The sequence below is a fragment of the Agromyces sp. NSFZ genome (assembly GCF_056156205.1).
Map to the genome: position 1 here is coordinate 1,950,260 of NZ_CM149585.1, position 18,305 is coordinate 1,968,564.

Below are 18,305 nucleotides of genomic sequence, written 5' to 3' on the forward strand. Positions count from 1 at the left end.
CTAGACTGGGAGGCCCCCACCCAGCTCGCAGCAACACCGAAGAGGAGCCCAGTGGCCGCCGATTCCTTCGTCCACCTGCATGTGCACAGCGAGTACTCGATGCTCGACGGTGCCGCCAGGGTCGGGGAGCTCATCCAGAAGGCGAACGACGAGGGCATGCCGGCCGTCGCGGTCACCGACCACGGCAACGTGTTCGGCGCCTACGACTTCTGGAAGCAGGCGACGGATGCCGGCATCAAGCCGATCATCGGCACCGAGGCGTACCTCACGCCGGGCACCCACCGCAGCGACAAGACGCGCGTGCGCTGGGGCAGCGGCGGCGGCGACGACGTGTCGGGCTCGGGTGCGTACACGCACATGACCCTGCTCTCCGAGACGACCGAGGGCATGCACAACCTGTTCCGGCTGTCGAGCCTCGCCTCGATCGAGGGCTACTACTTCAAGCCCCGCATGGACCGCGAGCTGCTGCAGACCTACTCGAAGGGGCTGATCGCGACCACGGGATGCCCCTCGGGCGAGGTGCAGACCAGGCTCCGGCTCGGCCAGTACGACGAGGCGCTGAAGGCGGCATCCGACTACCGCGACATCTTCGGCAAGGAGAACTTCTTCGCCGAGATCATGGACCACGGGCTCGGCATCGAGCGGCGCATCATGGACGACCTGCTGCGGCTCGCGAACCAGCTCGACCTGCCGCTCGTCGCGACCAACGACCTGCACTACACGCACGCGCACGACGCGAAGAGCCACGCGGCGCTCCTCTGCGTGCAGTCGGGGTCGACGCTCGACGACCCCAACCGGTTCAAGTTCGACGCCGACGACTTCTACCTGAAGACCGCGGCCGAGATGCGCCACGTCTTCCGCGACCACCCCGAGGCGTGCGACAACACCCTGCTCATCGCCGAGCGCGCCGACGTGCAGTTCAACACCAGCGCGAACTACATGCCGCGCTTCCCCGTGCCCGAGGGCGAGAGCGAGGAGAGCTGGTTCGTGAAGGAGGTCGAGCGGGGCCTGCACGTTCGCTACCCGAACGGCATCCCCGACGACGTGCGGCTCCAGGCCGACTACGAGGTCGGCGTCATCACCCAGATGGGGTTCCCCGGCTACTTCCTCGTGGTCGCCGACTTCATCAACTGGTCGAAGAACAACGGCATCCGCGTCGGCCCCGGTCGTGGATCGGGCGCCGGGTCGATGGCCGCCTACGCCATGCGCATCACCGACCTCGACCCCCTGCAGCACGGGCTCATCTTCGAGCGGTTCCTGAACCCCGATCGCGTGTCGATGCCCGACTTCGACGTGGACTTCGACGAGCGCCGCCGTGGCGAGGTGATCCGCTACGTCACCGACAAGTACGGCGACGAGCGCGTCGCGCAGATCGTGACGTACGGCACCATCAAGGCGAAGCAGGCGCTGAAGGACTCGTCACGCGTCCTCGGCTTCCCGTTCGGCATGGGGGAGAAGCTCACCAAGGCGATGCCGCCCACGATCATGGGCAAGGACATCCCCCTCTCGGGCATCGTCGACCCGCAGCATCCGCGCTACAAGGAGGCCGGCGACATCCGGGCCCTCATCGAGACCGACGCCGAGGCCAAGACGGTCTTCGAGACGGCCCTCGGACTCGAGAACCTGAAGCGGCAGTGGGGCGTCCACGCCGCCGGCGTCATCATGTCGAGCGACCCGCTGATCGACATCATCCCGATCATGAAGCGGGAGCAGGACGGCCAGATCGTCACGCAGTTCGACTACCCGGCGTGCGAGGCGCTCGGCCTCATCAAGATGGACTTCCTGGGGCTGCGGAACCTCACCATCATCGACGATGCGCTCGACAACATCGAGGCCAACCGCGGATTCCGGCCCGTGCTCGAAGACCTCGCGCTCGACGACCCCGAGGCCTATGCGCTGCTCTCGCGCGGCGACACCCTGGGCGTGTTCCAGCTCGACGGCGGCCCCATGCGCTCGCTCCTGCGGCAGATGAAGCCCGACAACTTCGAGGACATCTCGGCCGTCATCGCGCTGTACCGCCCCGGCCCCATGGGCGCGAACTCGCACATCAACTACGCGCTGCGCAAGAACGGCCTGCAGCCGATCACGCCCATCCATCCCGAGCTCGAGGAGCCGCTGAAGGACATCCTCGACACGAGCTACGGCCTCATCATCTACCAGGAGCAGGTGATGGCGATCGCGCAGAAGGTCGCCGGGTTCTCGCTCGGCCAGGCCGACATCCTGCGTCGTGCCATGGGCAAGAAGAAGAAGTCCGAGCTCGACAAGCAGTACGAGGGATTCTCGGCCGGCATGACGTCCAACGGCTTCTCGGATGCCGCGATCAAGACCCTCTGGGACATCCTGCTGCCGTTCTCCGACTACGCCTTCAACAAAGCGCATTCGGCCGCCTACGGCGTCCTCAGCTACTGGACCGCGTACCTGAAGGCGCACTTCCCGGCCGAGTACATGGCGGCGCTCCTCACGAGCGTCGGCGACGCCCGCGACAAGCTCGCGCTCTACCTCAACGAGTGCCGCCGCATGGGCATCAAGGTGCTGCCACCCGACGTGAACGAGTCGATCGGCTTCTTCGCGGCCGTCGGCGACGACATCCGCTTCGGGCTCGGCGCGGTGCGCAACGTGGGCTTCAACGTCGTCGACGCGATCCGGGCGGCCCGCGAGGCGAAGGGCCGGTTCGAGTCGTTCCACGACTTCCTGAAGAAGGTGCCGGTCCAGGTCGCGAACAAGCGCACCGTCGAGTCGCTCGTGAAGGCGGGCGCGTTCGACTCGCTCGGCCACACCCGTCGAGCGCTCGTCGAGATCCACGAGGGCGCGGTCGAGTCGGCCGTCAAGGAGAAGCGCGCCGAGGAGGTCGGCGACATCGGGTTCGACTTCGACAGCCTCTTCGAAGACCACGAGCGCGAGGCGGCGCCCTCGCTCGTGCCCGACCGTCCCGAATGGGCGAAGCGCGACAAGCTCGCCTTCGAGCGCGAGATGCTCGGGCTCTACGTGTCCGACCACCCGCTCGCCGGGCTCGAGGCGCCGCTCGCGAAGCACGCCTCGACGACCATCACCGAGCTCGTCAGCTCGGACGCCACGCAAGACGGCGACACGGTGACCATTGCGGGGCTCGTCACGAGCGTGCAGCATCGCGTCGCCCGCCAGAGCGGCAACCAGTACGGCATGATCCAGGTCGAGGACTTCTCGGGCGAGATCACCGTCATGTTCATGGGCAAGGCGTACCAGGAGTTCGCTCCGGGACTGAAGGCCGACTCCATCGCCGTCGTCAGGGGGCGGGTGAGCCTGCGCGACGACGGCATGAACCTGCACGCCTACAGCGTGTTCACGCCCGAGCTCGGTCAGGGCGACGAATCCGGACCGGTCGTCATCTCACTGCCCGACGTGCGGGCCACCACCGACACCATCTCGGCGCTCGGCGACGTGCTCATCCGGCACCGGGGCGACACCGAGGTGCGACTGAAGCTCGTGAAGGGTCGTACGGCGCGGGTCTTCGAGCTGCCGTATCCCGTGCGGGTCACGGCGGACCTCTACGGGGAGCTCAAGAGCCTGCTCGGACCGAACTGCCTCGTGTAGCCGACTGCGGCCGGCCCCTTCGACAGGTTCAGGGACCGTCGCGCCGGTAGGCTGGGAGGGTCATGCTGCGTACCATCGATCTCCGCGGAACCCGCCCATCAGCCACCGAACTGCTCGCCCTCGTTCCGCGTGCCGCGACCGACGTCACGGCCGCCCTCGACGGTGCCCGCGCCCTCATCGACGACGTGCGCAAGCGCGGCGAGGCGGCGCTGCTCGACCAGGCCGAGCGGTTCGACCGCGTGCGACCGGCGGCGGTGCGGGTACCGGCCGAGGAGCTCGCTGCGGCGCTCGAGGCGCTCGCGCCCGACATCCGCTCGGCCATCGAGGCGACCATCGACCGCGTGCGGTCCGCGAGCCGCGCGCAGGTGCCGGCGCCGCAGCGCACCGTGCTCGCGAACGGCGCCGTCGTCGAGCAGCGCTGGCAGCCGGTCGCCCGGGTCGGCCTCTACGTGCCCGGCGGCAAGGCCGTGTACCCCTCGAGCGTCGTCATGAACGTGGTGCCGGCCCAGGTCGCAGGCGTGCGTTCGATCGCGCTCGCGTCGCCCGCGCAGGAGGCGTTCGGCGGGCGCGTGCACCCCATCGTGGCGGGTGCCGCGGCGCTCCTCGGCATCACCGAGGTGTACGCCATGGGCGGGGCGGGCGCCATCGGCGCGTTCGCCTACGGCGTGCCCGGCATCGGGCTGGAGCCCGTGCAGCGGGTCACCGGACCCGGCAACGTGTTCGTCGCGGCCGCGAAGCGGCTCGTGCAGGGCGTCACGGGCATCGACGCCGAGGCAGGTCCCACCGACATCCTCGTCATCGCCGACGACTCGGCCGACCCCGACTTCGTGGCCGCCGACCTCGTGAGCCAGGCCGAGCACGACGAGCTCGCGGCATCGGTGCTCGTTACCGATTCGCCCGAGTTCGCCGCCCGCGTGCTCGAGCGACTCGAGGCCCGCGTCGCCGCCACGAAGCACTCCGCGCGCGTGCGCACGGCCGTCGAAGGGCAGCAGTCGGCCCTCGTGCTCGTCGACGATCTCGATCAGGCGACCGACTTCGCCAACGCGTTCGGGCCCGAGCACCTCGAGATCCAGGTGCGCGACAACGACGCGGCGCTCGCGCGCATCGAGAACGCCGGCGCGATCTTCATCGGCGACTACTCGCCGGTGAGCCTCGGCGACTACGCCGCCGGGTCCAACCACGTGCTGCCGACAGGCGGCCAGGCTCGCTACGCGGCCGGGCTCTCCGCGGCGACGTTCCTGCGCCCGCAGCAGGTCGTGCGCTACGAGGCCGACGCCCTGCGCGAGGTCGCGCCCGCGATCGCGTCGCTCTCGACCGCTGAGGACCTTCCCGCCCACGGCGAGGCCGTGGCGGCGCGCTTCGCACACTGAGGCCGCCGGGTCGGCGCCGTCGGTCGCGGCGTCGTCAGCGCTGCTCGGCAGCCTGGGGCCGGTGCGCTTCGACCCACGCGTCGATCCGCTCCCACTCGTTCATGAGCCAGTCGTTCCGCGCGTCGGCGTCGGCCGGGATCTCCTGGCGCGACACGCTCCAGAACCGCATGATGATCGTCCGGTCGGTGGGCAGTTCGCGCCACACGTCGGTGACCGTGCGGATGCGGTCGAGACCCGTGTGGGCGACGAGGAACACGTCCGCGTCGGGCGCAGCGTCCAAGGCGGCGAAGAAGCCGCCCGGTCGCGGTGCCATGACGTTCTTCAGCCGCGCCGCTCGGTCGGCCGCCGCGTTCAGGCCGGCCGCGCGCAGCCGCTCGATGGCGCGCGAGCGACGTTTCTCGGTGAAGTTGCCGCCTTCGGGGAAGATCACGAGTGCGTCCCGCGGTCCCATGTCGCTCGCGAGTTCCCGGACGCGCTCCTGGAGCCCGGCATCCGACGGCCGCTGCCGCCCCGAGGTCGACGGTGGTGCGATGAACCGGTTCGGCAGCCGGTTGAGGACGACGTCGATGGCCGGATCCCACTGCAGGGTGTCCTTCAGCACGATGCGGGGCGAGCGGTCGAACCAGTCGAAGACCGCATGGATGAGGACGAACGAGTTCCCGGGGCCGGCGTGGCGGCTGGCGATGAGCCTGGGCCGGTCGTTGTCGTGGAATCCCTGGGCGGTGTGCACCTCGATCTCGATGCGCAGCAGCCAGTGCGCACTCCGGAACAGGACGCGGAGCATCTTCGCGACGAAGCGGTAGTGCGCCCGCTGGAAGCCGGGGGCGTGGATGCGCCGACCGAATCCGGAGGCGATCCAGAGCCCGAACAGCATCACCAGCCCCGCGGCATCCCACACCAGGTAGAGGTTCACCATCAGGAGCAGCCGCGGCGTACGCAGGCGCCGCTCGACGAGGATCGACACGAGTGCGGCGATGCCCAGCCACACGGGAAGCACTGCCGTGACGACGATCGCCGCGATCACCACGAGCGGTGCGAGGACGACCCGGCGCACCCAGGTCGGCGGAACCCGCATCAGGTGCGCATCCCGCCGTGCACACCTCTCGCGGACTCCCGCTCGAGGTATGCGGCGGCGGCGCGATGGGCGCTCTCCATGCGACGACGGATGGCGTCGGGCGACAGGTTGCGAGCGATCCGGTTCTCACGCTCGGACGTGGTCCCGGTCGGCAGCACGTGCAGGCGCGTGCCCGCCGGCAGCGAGGCCGAGTCGCGCGCGAACCGATGTCGGCGCGAGATCTCGAACGCGACGCGCGCGTTGTCCCACTGGTTGCGCGGAGCCGAGAGCGGGAACTCGATCCGGCCCACCTGCATGACGTAGATGTCGCTCGCACCCGCCGCGGCGGCCTCGCTGATCGGAATCGAGTTCACGATGCCGCCGTCGACGAAATGCTCGCCGCCGATCTCGACGGCCGGGAAGACACCGGGCAGGGCGGAGGAGGCGAGGACGGCGGGAATCAGCGGGCCGTCGGAGAACCAGTGCTCCGCGGCCCGTTCGATGCTCGCCGCACAGCATCGGAACTCGATCTCGAGGTCGGCGAAGGTCCGCGCGGCGGGCAGTCCCGCCTCGAGCAGCCGGACCAGCGGGCCGGTCGACATCACGTGGGCCCGTCCGGGCCGGAGACCCATGCCGGTCTTGAGCACACGGGCGTCCCGTGAGGTCCACGCGTGCTCGAGACGATCGACGCTTCCGTCGACACCGGCGGCGACGATCGCGCCGTTGACCGCGCCGATCGACGTGCCCACGACGAGGTCGGGCCGGATGCCGCGCTCGAGCACCGCTCGCAGCATCCCGACCTGCACGGCGCCCAGCACGCCGCCGCCGCCGAGCACGAACGCCACCCTCGCCGAGGCCATGGCGCCATTGTCGCACCGGGCGGCCGCGGGACGGCGCGAACCCGCGGGAAGGTCTGCGCCCGCGGCGAACGCCGCAGGTGCCGGGCGGTGCGCCGCTAGGCTGGGAGGCACCATGTACTGCCCCTTCTGCCGTCACCCGGATTCCCGCGTCATCGACTCGCGCACGAGCGACGACGGCCTCTCGATCCGGCGGCGCCGGCAGTGCCCCGAGTGCGGTCGGCGGTTCTCCACGACCGAGACGGCGAGCCTCGCGGTCATCAAGCGTTCGGGCGTGATCGAGCCGTTCAGCCGCGAGAAGGTCGTGCTCGGGGTGAAGAAGGCCTGCCAGGGGCGTCCGGTGACCGACTCCGACCTCGCGGTGCTGGCGCAGAAGGTCGAGGAGACCATCCGGTCGACGGGTGCCTCGCAGATCGAGGCGAACGACATCGGCCTCGCGATCCTGCCGCCCCTGCGTGAGCTCGACGAGGTCGCGTACCTCCGATTCGCGAGCGTCTACCAGGCGTTCGAGTCGCTCGACGACTTCGAGTCGGCCATCGGGCAGTTGCGCGCCGAGCACGGCCGGCTCCCCGCACGTCCCGTCGAGTGAGCCGAACGGCCAGTGAGCCGAACGGCCGCCGTGCGGCCCTCCGATAGCCTGAGTGTCGGCATGTATCGACTTCTCTTCTCCCTCGTCCTCAGCCGCCTCGACCCCGAGGACGCGCACCATCTCGCGTTCCGGTTCATCCGGTTGCTGCCGACGCTCGGGTTCGGCCGGCTCGTCGAGCGCTTCACGGCACCCGACGGGTCGCTCGCCGTCGAGGCGCTCGGGCTCCGCTTCCCTTCGCCGTTCGGCGTCGCGGCGGGCTTCGACAAGGACGGCCTCGCCGTGCGCGGACTCGGCCAGCTGGGCTTCGGCCACGTCGAGGTGGGCACGATCACCGCCGTCGCGCAACCGGGCAACGAGCGCCCGCGCCTGTTCCGCCTCGTTGCCGACCGCGCGCTCATCAACCGCATGGGGTTCAACAACGGCGGGGCGGATGCCGCGGCCGGGCGTCTCTCGAGGCTCGCACGGCTGCCCCACCGTCCGGTGCTCGGCGTGAACATCGGCAAGAGCCGGGTCACGCTCGTCGAGGACGCCGTGGGGGACTACGAGCGGAGCGCACGACTCCTCTCCCCGTACGCCGACTACCTCGTCGTCAACGTGAGCTCCCCGAACACGCCGGGGCTGCGCGGCCTGCAGGAGCTCGACGCGCTCGCGCCGCTGCTCGAGTCGGTGCGTGCGGCCGCGGGCACGACGCCGCTCCTCGTGAAGATCGCACCCGACCTCGCCGACGAGGAGGTGCTGCGCATCTGCGACCTCGTGGTGCGGCTCGGCCTCGACGGCATCATCGCCACGAACACCACGATCTCCCGCGAAGGGCTCCGCACCGCGGCATCCGTGGTTGAGGGCATCGGGGCCGGCGGCCTCTCGGGGGCCCCGCTCGCCGCGCGCTCCCTCGAGGTGCTCCGGCTCATCCGGGGCCGGGTGCCCGCGGCGCTCTGCGTGATCTCGGTGGGCGGCGTCGACACCGCCGACGACGTGCAGGAGCGCCTCGACGCGGGTGCGACGCTCGTGCAGGGCTACACGGCGTTCATCTACCGGGGCCCGCTGTGGGCCCGCCGTGTGAACCGCGGGCTCGAGCGCATCCGGCGTTCACGCGCGGGTCAGAGCACGCCGACGTCGGTCAGCTGATCGGCGAGGTTCGACCCATCGCTGGCTGACACCCACGGCACGTTCGCGCCGTGTTGCTCGGCCTTCGTGCGACCGCCCGCGAGGACCGCTTCACCGGTCGAGAGCCGGCGAATGGCGACCGCCGCGACCCGCTCGGGGTGCTCGGCGGCGAACCTGGCGTACAGCTCCTCGTCGTGCTGACCGTCGTCGCCGACGAGGAGCCAGCGGATGTCGGGGAACTCGCTCGCGATGCGGCGGAGGTTCTCCTCCTTGTGCTCGCGTCCGCTGCGGAACCAGCGGTCGTGCGTCGGCCCCCAGTCGGTGAGGAGGAGGGGGCCGGCGGGGTAGAGGTTCCGGGAGAGGAACCGGGTGAGCGTCGGCGCGACGTTCCACGCACCCGTGGAGAGGTAGATCACGGGGGCGCCGGGGTGCGCGCGCATGAGTCGCTCGTAGAGCACGGCCATGCCCGGCGTGGGGATGCGGGCGTGCTCGTCGAGCACGAACGTGTTCCAGAACGCCACGAACGGTCGCGGCAGCGCGGTCACCATCACGGTGTCGTCGACGTCGGAGATGAGGCCGAAGCGGACATCTGGGCCCACGATCCAGACCGGCGCCTCCACGGACTCTGCGCCTTCGGTGCGCAGCGACACCTGGTGCCAGCCGGGCTCGAGGGCGACGGGGACCCTGGTGTCCACGACGCCGCCGCGATCCGCGAGCACCTCGATGCGCTGGTCGCCGATCTCGATGATCACGGGCACGTCGCCGACCGGCACGCTCGTGAAGCTGCGCCAGCCGCGGATGCCCTGCTCGCGCCGCCGCCGACGGCGCTTCGACGCGTCGGCGGGCAGCGGGCGGGTGAGCAGCACGCGGCAGAAGACGCGCACCCACTCGGTGGACCCGTAGCCGGTGTACGGCACCACCGTCGGGATGTGCCCGCGTCGCCGGGCCCATCGTTCGCGGATGTCGTGCAGCCAGTCCTCGAAGCGCGCGGCTCGGTGCCGGACCTGCCGCTCGCGGGATCCGGCCGGGGTCGGGGAGCTCACCGGCATCCCCTCAGTCTGTCATGCGGGCTGGTGCACTCGCGAAACGCCAGACGGGCCGGTGGTCGGTCGTCGGCGGCTGCGCCGGGTAGAGTGGACCCCGCAATCGAGGGAGGTTCCGTGCCGAAAGTCGACCTGATCCTTGGGGCCGATCCGAGCCGCAAGCGAGCGGTACGCACGGAGCCGACCCAGCGGCGCAGCACGCAGCGACTCGACGCGTTGCTCGACGCCGCGGCCGAGATCGTCGACGAGACGGGCTTCGAGCGCCTGACGACGCAGATGGTCGCCGAGCGGGCCGGTGCGTCCATCGGCACCGTGTACCGGTACTTCCCCGACCGGGTCGCCGTGGTGCAGGCGCTCCGCGAGCGCTCGATCCGGCGCTACCGCGAGCGGGTCGCCGACGAGATGGCACGAGTCGAGATCGAGACCTGGTGGGACGTCGTCGACGTCGCGCTCGATGCGTGCGCGGCGCTCTACCGCGACGAGCCCGGGTTCACCGTGGTGCACGCCGGCCGCCGCGAGACGGCCGATGGCGACGTGGAGCCCGAGTTCGCCCACCGCATGGCGCGGCTCATCGAGGCCGAGTTCGAGGTCGACGGCGACGCCGCCGAACTGCGGTTCCGGCTCGGCGTGGCGATCGAACTCGGCGACGCCCTGATCAACCGGGCGTTCCAGCGAGACGCCGCGGGCGACGTGCGATACCTCGCCGAGGCCAAGCGCCTCGTGCGCGACTACCTCGCCGAGCACCTCGGCGACGTGCGGGCCGCGAGCACCGCCGCCTGACGCGGCCTCCGCCCATCGCGTTGACCGCGCTGCGGGAATGGTGCTCAACTGGGACGAGTTGGTTCAGGTGACCCCCCGACCGGATTGAGGCGGCCAGATGATCGAGTTCCGCGGCGTCACCAAGCAGTTCCCCGACGGCACCGTCGCGGTCGAGGGCGTGGACATCGTGATGCCCGCGCACACGACCACGGTGCTCGTCGGCTCGTCGGGCTCCGGCAAGACGACGCTCCTGCGCATGGTCAACCGCATGATCGATCCGACCGCCGGACAGGTCCTGATCGACGGCACGGATGTCGCGACGGTCGACCCCGTGGCGCTGCGACGCGGCATCGGCTACGTGATGCAGAACTCGGGGCTGCTGCCGCATCGCAAGGTCGTCGACAACGTCGCCACGGTGCCGCTCCTGCGCGGCGTGAGCAAGCGGGAGGCCCGCGCGCACGCCCTCGAACTCCTCGATACGGTCGGCCTCGACCGCTCGCTCGCCGACAAATACCCGGCGCAGCTCTCGGGGGGGCAGCAGCAGCGGGTCGGCGTGGCACGGGGGCTGGCGGTCGATCCGAACATCCTGCTGATGGACGAGCCCTTCGGGGCGGTCGATCCCATCGTGCGGGCCGAACTCCAGCAGGAGCTGCTGCGGTTGCAGGGGGAGCTCGGCAAGACGGTCGTCTTCGTGACGCACGACATCGACGAGGCGTTCCTCCTCGGTGACCAGGTGGTGATCATGCAGCAGGGCGGCCGGATCTCCCAGGCGGCCTCACCGGCCGAGATCCTCGCGAACCCGGCCGACGAGTTCGTGGCGGACTTCGTCGGCGCGAGACGCGGCAAGCGGGCCCTGCACATCACCGAGATCGACGGACGGCGGCTCGTCGTCGACGCCGAGGGCCGCCCCGCCGGCGTGCTGGCCTCGTGAACTGGCTCTGGTCGAACCTCGACCGGGTCGGCGAGCTGATGCTGGTGCACCTGGGATTGTCGGTGCCCGCGATCATACTGAGCTTCGTGGTGTCGGTCCCGATCGGATGGCTCGCCCACCGGTACCGGTGGTCGCGCGGCGTGCTGCTGTCGCTGTGCGCGCTGCTCTACGCCATCCCCTCGCTCGCGCTCTTCATCGCGCTGCCCGCCGTGACCGGGCTGAGCCTGCGCTCACCGCTCAATCTCGTGATCGCACTGACCCTCTACGGCGTCGCGGTGATCGTGCGCACGGCCGCCGACGCGTTCGACGCGGTCGAGCGCGACGTCCTGCAGTCCGCGACCGCGGTCGGGTATTCGGCCGCCGGGCGGTTCTGGGCCGTGCAGCTCCCGCTCGCGGGCCCGGTGCTCCTCTCGGGCCTCCGCGTCGTCATCGTGAGCACCGTGAGCCTCGCCACCGTCGGCGCGGTGATCGGGGTGCAGAGCCTCGGCAGCCTCTTCACCGACGGGTTCCAGCGCGGCATCCAGGTCGAGATCATCACGGGCATCGTCGCCACCATCGTGCTGGCCCTCGTGCTCGACTGGCTCACCGTGGCGCTCGGTCGCCTCCTCATGCCATGGTCCCGCGCCGATGCGAAGACCGCGCGCGCTGCCTCGCAGGGCGTCGTCACACCGGCGGATGCCGCATGAACCTGCTCCTCGACGCGCTCGCCTGGCTCGCCGACCCGGTCAACTGGACCGGGGCCGGGAGCATCCCGCAGCGACTCGTCGAGCACCTGTGGGTCTCGCTCGTCGTGCTCGTCATCGCGGCGGCGATCGCACTGCCTGTGGGTGGCGCGGTCGGCCACACCGGCCGAGGCCGCGAACTGGCCGTGCGGGTCTCGGGCGGCCTCCGCGCGCTTCCGACGCTCGGCGTGCTCACCCTCTTCGGCCTCTGGATCGGCATCGGTCTCGGGGCGCCGATCCTGGCGCTCGTGATCCTCGCGATCCCGCCGCTCCTCGCCGGGGCGTACGCGGGATTCGAATCCGTCGACCGCCGCACCATCGACGCGGCCCGCGCGATGGGCATGCGCGAGGGGCAGATCGTCGGCAAGGTCGAACTGCCGCTGGGCATGCCGATCATCGTCGGCGGGATCCGCTCGGCAACGCTGCAGATCATCGCGACCGCGACCCTCGCCGCGTACATCGCCGACGAGGGACTCGGCCGCTTCATCTTCGAGGGCCTGAAGACCCGCGACTACGGCCAGATGCTCGGCGGCGCGATCCTCGTGATCCTGCTCGCGCTGGTCGTCGACGGCGCCTTCGCGCTCGCGCAGCGCCTCGTCGTGCCCGCGGGCGTGCGGGCCACTCGCACCACCGAACTCCGCTCACGGCCGACCCGGTCGCGGGCGGCCGTGGGGTAACCCATCATCGAAGGGAATCAGGAATGATCACAGCAGGAAAAGGCCGGCTCGTTGCCCTGGCAGCGGTCGCGGTCGGGGCGACAGTGGCCCTGGCAGGGTGTGCTTCGGGTGATCCGCTGGACAACGGATCGGGTGACGGCGAGGGCTCCACCGAGACCCTCGTCATCGGCTCGCAGGACTACTACTCCAACGAGATCGTCGCCGAGATCTACGCCCAGGCCTTGGAGGAGAACGGCTACACGGTCGAGCGCGACTTCCGCATCGGCCAGCGCGAGGTCTACATGCCCGAGATCGAGGACGGCGCGATCGATGTCTTCCCCGAGTACACGGGCAACCTCCTCCAGTACTACGTGCCCGACACCGAGGCCACGACGAGTGACGACGTGTACGCCGAGCTCGAGACGTCGCTGCCCGAGGGTCTGCGCGTGCTCGACCAGTCGCCCGCGACCGACCAGGACTCGTACAACGTGACGAAGACGTTCTCCGAGGAGAACGGCGTCACGAGCCTGGCCGACCTCAAGGACGTCTCGACGCCGCTCACGCTGGGGGGCAACTCCGAGCTCGCCACGCGCCCGTACGGTCCGGAGGGTCTGAAGGAGGTCTACGGCGCCGAGGTGGCGTTCACGCCGATCGAGGACAGCGGCGGCCCGCTGACCCTGAAGGCGCTCGTCGACAACCAGGTGCAGATGGTGAACATCTACAGCGCCGACCCCAACATCGCCGCGAACGACCTGGTGACGCTCGAGGACCCCGAGGGCCTCTTCCTCGCGTCGAACGTCGTCCCGGTGGTGAGCGAGAAGGTCACCGACGAGATCGCCGACATCATCAACACGGTGAGCGCGGCGCTGACCGCCGAGGACCTCGTCGCGCTCAACGCGCTGAGCGTCAACGAGCAGCAGTCGGCCGACCAGATCGCCGCCGACTGGCTCGCCGAGAAGTCGTTGTTCTAACGGGTTCCGCGATCCGAGGGGCCGGGCGCCTGGGCGTCCGGCCCCTCGTCGTCGACGGGCACGATCTCGACCAGGCGCACCACGCCATCGGGTCCGACGGGCGGCACGACCGACTCGTCGGCGTCGGACATGTGCCTGGCCTCGCTCCGTACGAGCACCTTCTTGACGCCCCACACCACCACGAGGAACAGCACGATGACGGCGACGAACGCGTAGCCCGCCCAGTGCAGCTCGCGGCTCAGCTCGCGGTACCCGTCCGCCGCGAGCCAGCCGACGGTGACATAGGAGAAGGCCCAGATCACGCAGGCGGGCAGCGTCCAGGCGATGAACTTGCGATAGCGCATCGTGCTCATGCCGACCGTGAGCGGGATCAGCGAGTGCAGCACCGGCAGGAATCGCGAGATGAACACCGCCGGGCCTCCGCGCCGGTCGAGGTAGCGTTGGGCCCGCACCCAGTTCTGTTCACCGATGCGGCGTCCGAGCCTGGAGTGCTGGATATGCGGGCCGAACCATCGCCCGATGCCGAATCCGATGCTCTCGCCGACGATCGCTCCCGCGATGACGGTGAGGGCGAGCGCGACGTACTCGAGCGGTCCGCCGACCGCGGTCGACGCGACCAGCACGATGGTGTCGCCCGGCACGACGAGTCCGATGAGCACCGAGGTCTCGAGCATGATGCCGAGGCCGGCGAGCAGCGTGCGCGCGACCGGGTCGACGGACTGCACCGTGTCGAGGATCCAGTCGAGGAGCTCGTTCACGGTTCGAGCGTATCCGCGGCGCCGTTCGGGCGCCTCACACTAGGGGACGATTCCGAGGAGGATCGCGTAGCACGCCAGGGGGATGGCGACGAGGGCGACGGATGCCGCGACCACCGTGCCGCGCAGGACTCGGGGGAGCCCCTCGCCGGCGCGTGCGGCGCCGGCCGGGGCGTCGAGCCGTTCGAGCCGTTCGAGGCGGGCCGCGAGCATGGCGGCATCGGGATTCGCGCCCGGCGTGGCATCCGCGACGGCGCCGGATTCGCCGGCATTGCCGACCTGTTCCAGGGCGCGGCGAAGCGGATCCGTGCCGAACCGGCGGCGGGCGCCGTCGTCGGCGAGCATCTCGGTCAGCGTCACGACCGAACGCTCGGCGCGATTCGCGATCGGGAACCACGGGATCGCGCTGTGCCAGGCGCGGAAGGCGAGCCGGACGAGGTGGTGCAGCTGGTCGAGGTGCGTGCGCTCGTGTGCGATGACGGCGGCGAGCTCATCCTGTTCGAGCGCCTCGATGAGGCCGTCGGTGAGCACCGTGGTCGTGCGGATGCCGGGCACGCAGTACGCGAGCGGCACCGGGTGCGCGAGCACGCGCGTGCGCGGGTCGCCGGGCATGGGGTGGCTCAGGACGTCGACGAGCTGGTGCTGCCGCCGCCGCTCGCGTTCGGCCCGCACCGCCGTGAAGGCGAGATTCAGCATCAGCAGCAGGGCCACCGCGCCGGCGAGTGTCAGTGCCGCGATCTCGAGGGCGCCGTACCCGGGCGGGATGGGCCCTTCGAGGAGCACCGGGGCGAGGTCGGCGATGGCTGCGGGCAGCGACCCGCCGGGCGCCGCACCGAACGCGAGGAGGCATCCGATCATCGACAGCCCACCCGCGAGCGCGATGGCCTCCCACAGCGTGAGTGCGACGGCGGGTGCGCGGGCGGGCCACGCCGCTCGGGAGAGCAGCACCGGCACCGGCCAGGCGAGCGCGAGGGCGAGCGCGCCGAGCACGCCGGCGACGACGAACACGTCAGTGGTGGGCGAGCTCGTCGAGGAGTCGCCGCAGGGTGTTCGCCTCGCCTTCGCTCACGGTGCCGACGAAGCGCGCAAGGGCCGCGGCGCGGTCGGAGGACTGGTCGAGCACCTCGTGCATGAGCTCGGCGGTGTGCTCCTCGCGACTGAGCAGGGCGCGGTAGCGGTGCGGACGCACGTCGCGCGACCGGGAGACGAAGCCCTTGCGCTCGAGCCGGGAGAGTACCGTGAGCATCGTGGTGGTGGCGACCGTTCGACCGGAATCGTCGCGCACGGCGAGCGTGTCGCGCAGTTCGTTCGCCGTGAGGGCGGCATCGTTCGTCCAGAGCAACTCCATCACGGAGCGCTCGAGTTCGCCGAGACTCGCCATGACACCAGAGTACCGCCGACCGCCTGAATGTTCTACGCTCGGTAGAAGAACGATGTTCTACGAGTTGTAGAATCTCGTCGGAACCGTCGCAACTTCGTGAAAGGGACCTCCGTGAACGAACTGCTCGACCCGCTGCTCCTCGCCAGGTGGCAGTTCGGCATCACGACCGTCTACCACTTCCTCTTCGTGCCGTTGACCATCGGCCTCGCCACCGTCACGGCCGTCTTCCAGACCGCGTGGTACCGCACCGGCAAGACCGAGTACCTGCGCATCACCCGGTTCTTCGGCACGATCTTCCTCATCAACTTCGCCATGGGCGTCGTCACCGGCATCGTGCAGGAGTTCCAGTTCGGCATGAACTGGTCGGAGTACTCCAGGTTCGTGGGCGACGTCTTCGGGGCGCCGCTCGCGATGGAGGGCCTGCTCGCCTTCTTCTTCGAGGCGACGTTCATCGGGCTCTGGATCTTCGGCTGGGACAAGCTCCCGCGCGGGCTGCACCTGGCCACCATCTGGGCGACGGCGGTCGGCACGGTCGTGTCGGCGTACTTCATCCTCGCCGCGAACGCGTTCATGCAGAACCCGGTGGGCTACGAGCTGAACGCCGAGAAGGGCCGGGCCGAGCTCGTCGACATCTGGGAGGTGCTCACCAACCAGGTGGTGCTCGCGGCGTTCCCCCACACCATCGCCGCGAGCTTCATGGTGACGGCGGGCCTCGTCATCAGCGCCGCGGCCTGGCATCTGGCGCGCAACCAGCACCTCGACACCATGCGGCCGGCCCTGAAGTTCGGGCTGTGGACGATGGTCGGCGCAGGCATCCTCACCACCCTGGCCGGCGACCAGCTGAGCCTCGCCATGGTCGCGACGCAGCCCATGAAGATGGCCGCGGCCGAGGCCACCTACGACACGGTGTGCGGCGCAGCGGCGTCCTTCTCGCTCTTCACGCTCGGCACGCCCGACGGTAGCAGCGAGCTGTTCTCGATCCGGGTGCCGTACCTGCTCTCGTTCCTCTCGACGCACACCTTCGATGGATGCGTCGAAGGCATCAACGACCTGCAGGCCCAGTACACCGAGCTGTGGGGCCCCGGCGACTACACGCCCATCATCTGGGTGACGTACTGGTCGTTCCGGTGGATGATCGGGCTCGGCCTGCTGCACGTGCTCATCGCCGTGGTCGGCCTCTGGCTGACCCGCAAGGGCCGGATGCCGCGGCAGCGGTGGGTGTGGAAGGTCGCGATCTGGAGCTTCCCGCTCTCGATGGCCGCGATGAGCGTCGGCTGGATCTTCACCGAGATGGGCCGCCAGCCCTGGATCGTCTTCAGCCTGCTGCCGACGGCGTCGGCGGTCTCGCCGAACGTCACCGGCCTGGACGTGCTCATCTCGCTCATCGCGTTCACCCTCGTCTACGGGGCGCTCGCGGTCGTCGAGGTGCGGCTCGTGATCCGGGCCATCCAGAACGGCCCGCCCGACGTCGGCGAACCCGATCCCGAGACCGGTCGGGTCGAGCCCGCCACCACGGTGTACTAGGAGGAAGCGCAATGGATCTCACGGTGCTCTGGTTCTGGATCGTCGCGTTCCTCTTCGTCGGCTACTTCGTGCTCGACGGCTTCGACTTCGGCGTCGGGATGTCGCTGCCGTTCCTCGGTCGCGACGACACCGACCGGCGCGTGGTCATCAACACGATCGGTCCGGTCTGGGACCTCAACGAGACCTGGGTGATCGTGGCCGGGGCGTCGCTGTTCGCGGCGTTCCCCGAGTGGTACGCGACGCTGTTCTCGGGGTTCTACCTCCCGCTGCTGCTCATCCTCCTCGCCCTCATCGCACGCGGGGTCTCGTTCGAGTACCGGCACCAGCGGCCCGAGTCGCAGTGGAAGCGCCGGTTCGACCTCATGATCATCGTCGGCTCGGCCGTGCCGGCGCTGCTCTGGGGCGTGGCGTTCGCGAACATCGTGCAGGGCGTGCCGCTCGACGAGAACCACAACTACCTCGGCACGATCTTCGATCTCCTGAACCCGTACGCCCTGCTCGGCGGTCTCACGACCCTGCTGCTGTTCTTCACCCATGGTGTCGTGTTCGTCTCGCTGAAGACCGACGGCGATCTGCGTGCCCGCGCCCGGCGCCTCGCCGCACGCTCGGGCATCGTCACGATCGTCGTGGCCGCCGGCTTCCTCGTCTGGACGGGCCTCGCGTTCGGCACCCTCTGGTTCTGGATCCTCGCCGCGGTCGCCGCGCTCGCCCTGATCGCGGGCTGGCTGGCGAATGCCCGCGGAGCTGAGGGCATCGCCTTCACGTTCCTCGCGATCACGGTCGCCACGGCCGTGGCGGCGCTCTTCGCCGCGCTCTTCCCCGACGTCATGCCCGCGTCGAACGACCCCGCGAACAGCCTCACGATCGCGAATGCCTCGAGCTCGGAGTACACACTCACGGTCATGAGCTGGGTGGCGCTCGTGTTCATGCCGCTCGTGCTCGCCTATCAGGGCTGGACGTACTGGATCTTCCGCAAACGCGTCACCCGGGCCTCGGTCGAGGCCGCCGCCGTGCACTGA

Annotated in this window: 17 protein-coding genes; 11 read left to right on the top strand and 6 right to left on the bottom strand. The window is 70.1% G+C overall.

All coding sequences use genetic code 11. From position 1 onward, the window contains the following. Positions 1–99 precede the first annotated feature (99 nt). Both dnaE and hisD read left to right on the top strand, forming a co-directional pair. On the top strand, positions 100–3,570 hold the full coding sequence (dnaE, locus tag ACVFI9_RS09295; RefSeq protein WP_474766218.1) for a DNA polymerase III subunit alpha: 3,471 nt from the start codon (positions 100–102) through the stop codon (positions 3,568–3,570). A gap of 62 nt (positions 3,571–3,632) precedes the next feature. Then, positions 3,633–4,940 carry a histidinol dehydrogenase gene (gene hisD, locus ACVFI9_RS09300; protein ID WP_474765976.1) on the top strand — a complete coding sequence of 436 codons (1,308 nt, stop codon included), beginning with the start codon at positions 3,633–3,635 and terminating at the stop codon, positions 4,938–4,940. 34 nt (positions 4,941–4,974) lie between these two features. Here hisD and ACVFI9_RS09305 read toward each other — a convergent pair whose 3' ends face one another. Beyond that, on the bottom strand, positions 4,975–6,015 hold the full coding sequence (locus tag ACVFI9_RS09305; protein WP_474765977.1) for a 1-acyl-sn-glycerol-3-phosphate acyltransferase: 1,041 nt from the start codon (positions 6,013–6,015) through the stop codon (positions 4,975–4,977). Beyond that, entirely contained in the window at positions 6,015–6,854 is an 840-nt protein-coding gene (locus ACVFI9_RS09310) for a patatin-like phospholipase family protein (protein ID WP_474765978.1), read from the bottom strand. Before ACVFI9_RS09310 ends, ACVFI9_RS09305 begins: the two co-directional genes overlap by 1 nt. 112 nt (positions 6,855–6,966) lie before the next feature. On the opposite strand from ACVFI9_RS09310, the gene nrdR reads away from it, so the two are divergent. Together nrdR and ACVFI9_RS09320 are read left to right on the top strand one after the other, a co-directional pair. Beyond that, positions 6,967–7,440 carry a transcriptional regulator NrdR gene (nrdR, locus tag ACVFI9_RS09315; RefSeq protein WP_159602337.1) on the top strand — a complete coding sequence of 158 codons (474 nt, stop codon included), beginning with the start codon at positions 6,967–6,969 and terminating at the stop codon, positions 7,438–7,440. Between the two features lie 60 nt (positions 7,441–7,500). Next, entirely contained in the window at positions 7,501–8,565 is a 1,065-nt protein-coding gene (locus tag ACVFI9_RS09320) for a quinone-dependent dihydroorotate dehydrogenase (protein WP_474765979.1), read from the top strand. Here the strand turns inward: ACVFI9_RS09320 and ACVFI9_RS09325 are convergent. Next, entirely contained in the window at positions 8,538–9,593 is a 1,056-nt protein-coding gene (locus tag ACVFI9_RS09325; protein ID WP_474765981.1) for an App1 family protein, read from the bottom strand. The genes ACVFI9_RS09320 and ACVFI9_RS09325 overlap by 28 nt on opposite strands. Positions 9,594–9,704: 111 nt before the next feature. Between ACVFI9_RS09325 and ACVFI9_RS09330 the strand changes: the two genes are divergently transcribed. The 5 genes from ACVFI9_RS09330 (at position 9,705) to ACVFI9_RS09350 (ending at position 13,626) form a co-directional block, all read left to right on the top strand. Continuing rightward, positions 9,705–10,367, top strand: a complete 663-nt coding sequence (locus tag ACVFI9_RS09330) for a TetR/AcrR family transcriptional regulator (protein ID WP_474765983.1) — start codon at positions 9,705–9,707, stop codon at positions 10,365–10,367. Between the two features lie 97 nt (positions 10,368–10,464). Beyond that, entirely contained in the window at positions 10,465–11,277 is an 813-nt protein-coding gene (locus ACVFI9_RS09335; RefSeq protein ID WP_474765984.1) for an ABC transporter ATP-binding protein, read from the top strand. After that, on the top strand, positions 11,274–11,963 hold the full coding sequence (locus ACVFI9_RS09340) for an ABC transporter permease (RefSeq protein ID WP_474765986.1): 690 nt from the start codon (positions 11,274–11,276) through the stop codon (positions 11,961–11,963). The genes ACVFI9_RS09335 and ACVFI9_RS09340 overlap by 4 nt, the downstream gene beginning before the upstream one ends. Further along, entirely contained in the window at positions 11,960–12,676 is a 717-nt protein-coding gene (locus ACVFI9_RS09345) for an ABC transporter permease (RefSeq protein ID WP_474765987.1), read from the top strand. Before ACVFI9_RS09340 ends, ACVFI9_RS09345 begins: the two co-directional genes overlap by 4 nt. Before the next feature lie 23 nt (positions 12,677–12,699). Then, positions 12,700–13,626, top strand: coding sequence for an ABC transporter substrate-binding protein (locus tag ACVFI9_RS09350; RefSeq protein ID WP_474765989.1), 927 nt, complete (start codon positions 12,700–12,702; stop codon positions 13,624–13,626). Here ACVFI9_RS09350 and ACVFI9_RS09355 read toward each other — a convergent pair. From ACVFI9_RS09355 to ACVFI9_RS09365, 3 genes are read right to left on the bottom strand one after another with little or no spacing between them, the layout of a single operon-like run. Continuing rightward, on the bottom strand, positions 13,623–14,384 hold the full coding sequence (locus ACVFI9_RS09355) for a DedA family protein (RefSeq protein ID WP_474765991.1): 762 nt from the start codon (positions 14,382–14,384) through the stop codon (positions 13,623–13,625). The two genes, ACVFI9_RS09350 and ACVFI9_RS09355, sit on opposite strands and share 4 nt — an antisense overlap. A gap of 39 nt (positions 14,385–14,423) precedes the next feature. Continuing rightward, positions 14,424–15,389: a M56 family metallopeptidase gene (locus tag ACVFI9_RS09360; protein ID WP_474765992.1), complete on the bottom strand. Its 966-nt coding sequence runs from the start codon at positions 15,387–15,389 to the stop codon at positions 14,424–14,426. A 1-nt stretch (position 15,390) separates the two neighbouring features. Further along, positions 15,391–15,762 carry a BlaI/MecI/CopY family transcriptional regulator gene (locus ACVFI9_RS09365; RefSeq protein ID WP_474765993.1) on the bottom strand — a complete coding sequence of 124 codons (372 nt, stop codon included), beginning with the start codon at positions 15,760–15,762 and terminating at the stop codon, positions 15,391–15,393. Positions 15,763–15,873: 111 nt separating this feature from the next. Between ACVFI9_RS09365 and ACVFI9_RS09370 the strand changes: the two genes are divergently transcribed. Continuing rightward, positions 15,874–17,286 (top strand): cytochrome ubiquinol oxidase subunit I, encoded by a 1,413-nt coding sequence (locus ACVFI9_RS09370; protein WP_474765994.1) that lies wholly within the window; start codon positions 15,874–15,876, stop codon positions 17,284–17,286. Between the two features lie 11 nt (positions 17,287–17,297). Then, positions 17,298–18,305 carry a cytochrome d ubiquinol oxidase subunit II gene (gene cydB / locus ACVFI9_RS09375; protein ID WP_474765995.1) on the top strand — a complete coding sequence of 336 codons (1,008 nt, stop codon included), beginning with the start codon at positions 17,298–17,300 and terminating at the stop codon, positions 18,303–18,305.